The following is a 7,705-nucleotide window of genomic DNA, read 5'->3' as shown; positions in this document are numbered from 1 at the left end:
CCCACCTCACCGCGGCCCGGCGCTCCGGCAGGCCGCGTCCGGCAGGCCGCGTCCGTCGGGGCGCGCTCGGCAAGATCACGCTCGATCCAGGATGTAGTGGCCTCGGCAGCCCGGGAGGCCACTACATCCATGTTCGGGCGTGATCATGGGGATAACGGCCCGCAGCGTCGCCCGCGTGGTGGCGGCGGTTATCCACAGGGGCGGCGTGACGTGGGCGAATCGGTCAGCCTGGGCTCCATGTCGAAAGCTCCTCGTCGGCCGCCGCAGTTGCGCGGTCGGGTATTCCGTGGCTCGGTCGCCGTCTCGCGGGGCCTGCTGACCCGCAACGACCTGCGCAGCTCAGCCTGGCGGCCCCTCTTCCGTGACGTCTACGCCGACGCCAAGGTCAGCATCACCCACGTCGTCCGGTGCACCGCCGTCGGGCGATGGCTGATTCCACCCGAGGCGGCCATCGCCGGGCGCGCCGCCGCGGGCCTGTACGGGTGCGGGACCCCGACCGCGAGCGATCCGGTCGACGTCCTGATTCCGCGGGATGCCCGTATCGGGCCGGCCACCGGGCTCCGCGTCCACCATGGGGAGATCGACGCCGACGACATCCTGGCGCGGGCCGGCGTCAGGGTGACCAGCCCGACCCGTACCTGCTGGGACTTGGCCGGTTGGCTCGACGTGATCGAGGCGGTGGTGGTCATCGACGCCATCCTCGCCCGCCGCCTGACGACCGTGTCAGCCCTGCGCGAGTACGCACTGAACCGCGCCGGTCGACGCGGCTGGCGGTCGCTGCTGCGCGCAGTCGACCTGGCCGACGCCGGTGCCGAGTCCCCTCAGGAGTCCCGCACCCGCGTGCGATTGGTGCTCGCCGGCCTACCCCGGCCGGAGACGCAGTGGATCGTGGCCGAGCGGGGTCGGTTCGTGGCTCGGCTGGACCTGGCCTGGCCGCAGTTCAAGGTCGCGGTGGAGTACGACGGGCTCTGGCACGACGACCCCGAGCAGTTCCATCGGGACCGCCGACGGCTCAACCGGTTGCTCGGCGGCGACTGGATCGTGCTGCACGTGACCGGCAAGCGCCTCCGGGACGACTTCGACGGCTTCCTCGCAGAGGTCCGGGCCGCCCTGCGGGCGCGCTCCCGCTCCTCCTGGTGATCCGCGTTCCTGGTGATCCGCGTTGCTCCCCATGATCGCGCTCGAACATGGAAGTAGTGGCCTCCCTCCGACGAAGAGACCACTACATCCTGGATCGAGCGCGATCATGGAGTCGGGCGCGGGGTTCGCCGCGCGCCTGGCGCGGGGCGGTTAGGCGGCGGGGAGGTACTTTGCCAGGTCGTCGAGGATCTTGTTGGCGGCGCCGACGCCGATGCCGGTCATCCAGATCTCGTCGGAGACCGGGTACGCCTTGCCCGCCTTGACCGCGCCGAGGCCCTTCCAGAGCGTCCCACCGGCGACCTTGCTCTGCTCGGCGGCGGCCTTGTCGCCGTACGCGGTGACGAAGATGACGTCACCGTCGACCTCGTTGATCCGCTCGGGGCTGACCAGGTCGAAGCGCTTGTCCTCCTTGTTGGCCAGCCGCTGCCGCTCGGGGCGGCCGAGGCCGGTGTCGCCGACGACGATGCCGGAGAAGGAGTCCGGGCCGTACACCCGGATGTTGCCGGGAATGAAGCGCACGATGGACACCTTGCGGGCGGCGGCGTCGCCGAGGGTGGCGCCGAAGTCCTTGGCCCGCTTCTCGTACGCGGCGAGCAGGTCCTTGGCCTGCTGCTCGTGGCCGAGCGCCTTGCCGTCGAGGAGGAAGTTCTCCTTCCAGGTGACGCCCACCTTGTCGGTGAACACGGTCGGGGCGATGGCGGCCAGTTCGTCGTAGAACTTCTCCTGGCGGAACTTGCTGCCGAGGATGAGGTCCGGCTTCAGCGCGTTGATCGCCTCCAGGTCGGGCTCGGTGAGCACCCCGACCTCCTTGATGCCGGCGAGCTTGTCCACGCCGAAGTAGGTGGGCCAGCTCTTGGCCTCACCGGCGGTGGCGGCGCCGACGGGTGTGATGCCCAGCGAGAGCGCCGTGTCGATCTTGTCGGTGTCGAGCACGACGACGCGCTTGGGCTGCGCCGGGACCTTGGTGGTGCCCATGGCGTGGGTGATCTCCCGGGTGTCCCCGGCGGCGGAGCCGGCGACCGGGTCGCTCTCACCGCAGGCGGTGAGGCCGACGCCGAGGGCGACGGCCGCGGCGAGGGCGGCGACGAGACGACGCATCAGAGTCCTTTCGAGGGGTACGAGCCGGTGAGCGGGGTGGCCGCGTCGCCGGTGGTGGGTCGGGCGGCCGGTACGGACGCATCCGACAGATCGGTGCCACCCGCGCCAGCGGACGCGGTGCCGGACACGCCAGCAGGCGCGGCAGCGGCGCCAGAACCGCCGGCGGACGCCGCAGCGGCCACAGACGCGGCAGCCCCGGACGCGGCAGCCCCCGACGCGGCAGCAGACGCGGCGGTAGACGCGGCAGCCCCGGACGCGCCGGCAGACGCGGCAGCCCCCGACGCGCCGGCAGACGCGGCAGCCCCCGACGCGGCAGCAGACGCGGCAGCCCCGGACGCGGCGGCTCCGGGCGCAGCGGCTCCGGGCGCAGCGGCTCCGGGCGCGCCGGCGGTGCCGATGGAATGGCCTCCGGTGTGGGCGGGCACCACCAGGGGCGCGCCGGTCACCGGGCAGGGGACGACGACGCAGGCGAGCCCGAAGACGTCGCGGACCAGGTCGGCGGTGAGGATCTCCCGGGGCGGTCCGGCGGCGACCACGGCGCCCGCGCGCATCGCGACCAGGTGGTCGGCGTAGCGGGCGGCCTGGTTCAGGTCGTGCAGCACGGCGACGACGGTGCGGCCGCGTTCGACGCGCAGCCGGTGCAGCAGGTCCAGCACCTCCACCTGGTGGGCGAGGTCGAGGAAGGTGGTCGGCTCGTCCAGCAGCAGGGCGTCGGTGTCCTGGGCGAGCGTCATGGCGATCCACACCCGCTGCCGCTGACCGCCGGAGAGGCTGTCCACCGGCCGGTCGGCCAGGTCGGCGACGTCGGCGAGGGTCATCGCCTCGTCCACCGCCGCGCCGTCCTCCGTCGACCACTGCTGCCACCACCGCTGGTAGGGCTGCCGGCCACGGCCGACCAGGTCGGCCACGGTGACGCCCTCGGGGACCAGTGGGCTCTGCGGCAGGACGCCGAGCCGGCGGGCCACCTCGCGGGTCGGCAGGTCGCGGATCGCGGTGCCGTCCAGCAGCACGGCGCCACGGCGGGGGGTGAGCAGCCGGGCCATGGTGCGCAGCAGGGTGGACTTGCCGCACGCGTTCGGGCCGACGATCACGGTGAACGCGTCGGTCGGCAGGTCCAGGTCGAGGCCGTCGAGCACGGTCCGCTCGTCGTAGCCGGCGACCAGGTCGCGGGTGGAGAGCATCACACGACTCCTTCCAGGCGTCACGAGGACCGCCGCCGTCCGCGCAGCAGCAGGAAGATCAGGTACGGTCCGCCGATCGCGGCGGTCAGCACGCCGGCCGGCAGTTGGGTGGGCGCGAACAGTCGGCGGCCGGCGAGGTCGGCCAGCACCAACAGCAGCGCGCCGAGCAGCGCCGCGCAGACCAGTGGTGGCCGTTCGGCCCGGACCAGCCGCCGGGCCACCTGGGGTGCGACCAGCGCCACGAAGTCGACGGCGCCGACCTGGGCGGTGACCATCGCGGCGACGAGGACGCTGGCGCCGGCGAGGCCGATGCGGCGGGCCACCGGGCGCAGCCCGACACCACGGGCGGTGTCGTCGTCGAGCGCGGTGCTGTTGAGCGCCCAGCCGGCCCAGGCCAGCACGGGTAGCAGCACCAGCAGGGTGCCGGCGATCCAGGCGGCTTCGGTCCAGCCCTTGCCGGCGAGGGTACCGATCAGCCAGATCTGCGCGCGCAGCCCGTCGATCGGGTCGGCGGTGAGCATGACCACCTCGGTGAGCGCCCGGAAGCCGAACGCGACCGCCACCCCGGCGAGCACGAACCGCTGCGCGGCCAGCCCGTGTCGGGCACCGAGGGCGAACAGCAGCACCGCCGCGAGCAGCCCGCCGACCAGCGCGGTGGGTGCCACCAGGACGGCGGTCATTCCGCTGGTCAACGCCACGGTCGCGGCGAGGCCGGCGCCCTGAGTGATGCCGATGACGTCCGGGCTGGCGAGCGGGTTGCGGGCGACGCTCTGGATCAGGGTGCCGGCGACGCCGAAGGCCGCACCGGCCACCGCCGCCAGCACGATCCGGGGCAGCCGAAGATCAAAGACCACGAGGTCGTACGGGGTGCCGGCACCGGAGAGGGCGCGGACCACGTCGGCCGGGGCGACGTACGGGGTGCCCAGGGAGAGGCTGAGCACGACGGCCAGGAGGAGCAGCACGGTCAGGGCGGCGGCGACCAGCACCGCGCGGCGGCGGATCAGCAGGCTGACCGGGCCGACGCGCAGCAGCGACCGCCCAGGTACCCCGGCACGGCCCGCACGGCCCGCACCGGGCAGGCCGACGGCCGACGAGCCGGCGCGGCCAGCCGAGCGGGGCACGCCAGCCGAGCCCGATGGGCGCCGGGTGGTGGTCACGCGGTCACCACCCGGGCGCGGCGGACCAGCACGGCGAGCAGCGGCGCGCCGATCAGGGCGGTGACGATCCCGGCCGGTATCTCGCCGGGCGGGGCGACGAGCCGGCCCACGACGTCGGCGCCGAGCAGCAGCGCCGGGCCGAGCAGGGCGGAGACGGCGAGCGTCCAGCGGTGGTCCGCGCCGACGAGGGCACGCGCCAGGTGCGGCACCGCCAGCCCGACGAAGGCGACCGGTCCGGCTGCCGCCACCGCGGCGCCGGTCAGCAGCACCGCGGCGAGGCCACCGCCGAGGCGGACCAGGCCGATGCGGTGGCCGAGACCGCGGGCCACGTCGTCGCCGAGGGCCAGCGCGTCCAGCCCTCGTGCCACCAGTGCGGCCAGCAGCAGCCCGACGAGCACGAACGGGAGCACCTGCGCGGTGACCGACAGGTCCCGCCCGGCGAGCCCGCCGACCACCCAGAACCGGTACTCCTCGAAGGTGCGGGCGTCGATGCTGAGCAGCGCGTACACCCCCGAGGCGAGGCTGGCGTCGAGGGCCGCGCCGACCAGCGCGAGGGTGACCGGGCTGGCGCCCTCGCGGGCCCGGGTGGCGATGGCGAAGACCAGCAGCCCGGCGATCAGTGCCCCGGCGATGCCGAACCAGACGTAGCCGGCGAGCGTGCCGATGCCGAACACGGAGATGGCGAGCACCACGCCGAACGACGCGCCGGCGCTGATGCCGAGAATGCGGGGCTCGGCGAGGGGGTTGCGGGTGAGGGCCTGGAACAGCACACCGGCCACCGCGAGCGCGAGCCCGACGGCGAGGCCGAGCGCGGTACGCGGCATCCGCAGCTCGCGGACGATCGTGCTCGCGTCGCCGCCGTCCGGCGCGACGAGGGCGTGCCACACCGCGTCGATGCCGAGTTGCCGGCTGCCGAGCGCGAAGCTCGCCAGCACGGCGAGCAGCAGCACCAGCGCGGCGGCGGCGGTGACGGCCACCCGGCGGCCGGTGCGGGTGCCGGGCCGGCTGCGGGCCGGGGTCGGCCGGGTGGCGCGGGTGGTCACGAGTCTCCTGCACGTTCGAGCTTAGGTTCGCCTAACCTAGCCGACCTGCGGAAAGTGACCTAACTGGCGTCGGTCGATGCCGTCGCGGGGGCCGGCGGCACGCCCGCCGAGCTGCCGTCCCCGGCCGCCGCAGCACCGCGCGGCAGCACGATCAGGGGCCGCATCATCTCGTTGTCCTCGTGCTCCAGGAGGTGGCAGTGCCAGGAGAATCGGCCCGGCAGGTCGAAGCGGGCCTTGATCCGGGTCACCTCCCACGGGTACGCGAGCACGGTGTCCATCCATCCCCGCTCCCCCGGTCGCGGCTCCGACCGGCCCGACCGCCCACGGCCCAACAGCTCGAACTGGGCCTGGTGCAGGTGCACGGGGTGGACGTTACGGGTGAAGTTGCGCACCTCCCACACCTCGGTCACGCCGACGACGGGCTGTTCGGTCGCCGGGTCGCTCCAGCGCATCGGCAGACCCCGGCCGCGCTCGTCGAGGGTGCCGAGCAGCATCACCATCGACCCGCCGGACATCCGCTCGTTGAGCGACAGCCGCCGGACCCGCTCCGCATCACCGAGCCGGGGGTGAGCCGGCAGTTGCAGGTGCTCCGGCGGCACGCTCGGGTCCGCGCCGACGGCCTCGTCGACCACGAACCGCAACACCTGCCCGGTGCTCCGGGGGTCGGACGGCGGAAAGTCCACCCCGGGCCGGCCGCCACGGTACGCCCACTCGGGCCCCTCGTTGACCAGGAACAGCTCGGTGCCGGCGGGTACGCCGGTGAAGTCGACGATCACGTCGGCCCGCTGGGCGGGGCCGAGGGTGACGCGGTCATGCGACACCGGCTCGGGCAGGAAACCGCTGTCGCTGCCGATCTGCCAGATCGGCAGCACCGGACGGGACGGCCGCGCGGTGGCGTGGGCGGCGACGCTGAGCATCAGGAAGCGGCTGTTGCAGCCGTTGAGCAACCGGAACCGGTAGCGCCGACGCTGGACCGTCAGGCTGGGCCAGGTACGGCCGTTGACCACCATGGTGGTGCCGGAGAACGCTGACACCCACGCCGACCCGTCGTGGTGACCCCCGGGGTAGACCAACTCGCCGTCGGCGCCGAAACTGCGGTCCTGGATCAGCAGCGGGATGTCGTGGTAGTCGGTGTCCGGCGGATCGTCGTGACCCGGCGGCGGGCCGGGCAGCACCCCGTCGGGCAGGTCGTCGCCGCCGAGCAGATAGAAGCCGGCCGGCCCGGCGTAGACGTTCTCCCGGGTGAGACCCAGCGTGTGGTCGTGGTACCAGAGGGTGCAGGGCCGCTGGTCGTTGGCGTACTCGAAGGTGGCCGAACCCGGCGCCCAGCGCAGGCCGGACCCCTCGGCGAAGCGGGACCGGAACTCGCCGTACGCGCTGCCGGTCACGGCGAAGTCGGCCGGCAGGTCGCGGGCCACCGGCAGGTACCACGCCTCGGCGTGCCCGTCGCTCTCCTGCGTGCTGTGTCCGCCATGCAGGTGGACCACCTGTGGCACCGGTCCCCGGTAGCCACGCCGGCTGCCGTCCGAGCGGCCGTGCCCGTCCCGGTTCTCTCTGCCACCGACCGGGTTGGCCCAGTGCAGGGTCGGGTCGATGGGCAGCAGGTGCGGCAGGTAGTCGCCCCGGTCGTCGACGAGTTCGTTGACCCAGGTCACCCTTACCGGGCGGTTCACCCGCGCGACGATGCTGGGTGCCGGGTAGCCGAAGCTGCCGGGGTGGGCGCTGGAGCCGTAACCCCACACCGTCGTACGCGGCCAGGACGGCGGCAGGATCTGCTGGCGGAACTGCCGCACCCCGACGGCGTACGTGTCCCGCTCCGGATCGTTCGCCACCCGCGGCATGGCCGGGGGGATGCGCAGCGGCGCGACGTACTTGGGGATGTCGGCGGCGCGCAGCATCGTGGACGCGGCGAGCGCGCGGCCCGCGGCCGTCGAGCCTGCCGGGACCAGAACGGCTGCTCCCCCCGCGGCACCGGCCACGAGCACCTGTCGTCTGCTGACCATGCCGCACCTCCCACTCGCCATCCGACCTCGATTAGAGAATGAGTTTCGCGGACGGGAACAAGTGGGGTGAAAGGTGGATAACA

The 7,705-nt window shown here is 73.7% G+C and carries 5 protein-coding genes and 1 pseudogene; 1 reads left to right on the top strand and 5 read right to left on the bottom strand.

What is annotated here, in order from left to right; translation table 11 throughout:
• The first annotated feature begins 237 nt into the window (after positions 1-237).
• Entirely contained in the window at positions 238-1,140 is a 903-nt protein-coding gene (locus F8271_RS15320) for a hypothetical protein (protein ID WP_151490443.1), read from the top strand.
• Positions 1,141-1,290: 150 nt separating this feature from the next.
• Here the strand turns inward: F8271_RS15320 and F8271_RS15315 are convergent, their stop codons facing one another.
• From F8271_RS15315 to F8271_RS15290, 5 genes and pseudogenes are all read right to left on the bottom strand, one after another.
• A complete protein-coding gene (locus F8271_RS15315) occupies positions 1,291-2,238 on the bottom strand; it encodes an ABC transporter substrate-binding protein (protein ID WP_151490442.1) in 948 nt (315 codons plus the stop codon).
• 392 nt (positions 2,239-2,630) lie between these two features.
• Positions 2,631-3,419, bottom strand: a pseudogene (locus F8271_RS15305) (ABC transporter ATP-binding protein); the annotation flags it as partial.
• Between the two features lie 20 nt (positions 3,420-3,439).
• Positions 3,440-4,576, bottom strand: a complete 1,137-nt coding sequence (locus F8271_RS15300) for an iron chelate uptake ABC transporter family permease subunit (RefSeq protein WP_305069489.1) — start codon at positions 4,574-4,576, stop codon at positions 3,440-3,442.
• Complete coding sequence (locus F8271_RS15295; protein ID WP_151490441.1) at positions 4,573-5,619, bottom strand: iron ABC transporter permease; 1,047 nt, start codon at positions 5,617-5,619, stop codon at positions 4,573-4,575. Before F8271_RS15295 ends, F8271_RS15300 begins: the two co-directional genes overlap by 4 nt.
• A 59-nt stretch (positions 5,620-5,678) precedes the next feature.
• On the bottom strand, positions 5,679-7,622 hold the full coding sequence (locus tag F8271_RS15290; RefSeq protein WP_151490440.1) for a multicopper oxidase family protein: 1,944 nt from the start codon (positions 7,620-7,622) through the stop codon (positions 5,679-5,681).
• Between the last annotated feature and the right edge of the window lie 83 nt (positions 7,623-7,705).

Origin of the sequence: Micromonospora sp. ALFpr18c, from assembly GCF_008868155.1 — a bacterium.
GTDB lineage: Bacteria > Actinomycetota > Actinomycetes > Mycobacteriales > Micromonosporaceae > Micromonospora.
This window is presented reverse-complemented; position numbering and strand designations above follow the sequence as displayed.

What these genes read in the sequence shown, in the direction of transcription:
- F8271_RS15320 (WP_151490443.1), top strand. Translation starts at nt 238, where the DNA reads ATGTCGAAAGCTCCTCGTCGGCCGCCGCAGTTGCGCGGTCGGGTATTC.
- F8271_RS15315 (WP_151490442.1), bottom strand. Translation starts at nt 2,238, where the DNA reads ATGCGTCGTCTCGTCGCCGCCCTCGCCGCGGCCGTCGCCCTCGGCGTC.
- F8271_RS15290 (WP_151490440.1), bottom strand. Translation starts at nt 7,622, where the DNA reads ATGGTCAGCAGACGACAGGTGCTCGTGGCCGGTGCCGCGGGGGGAGCA.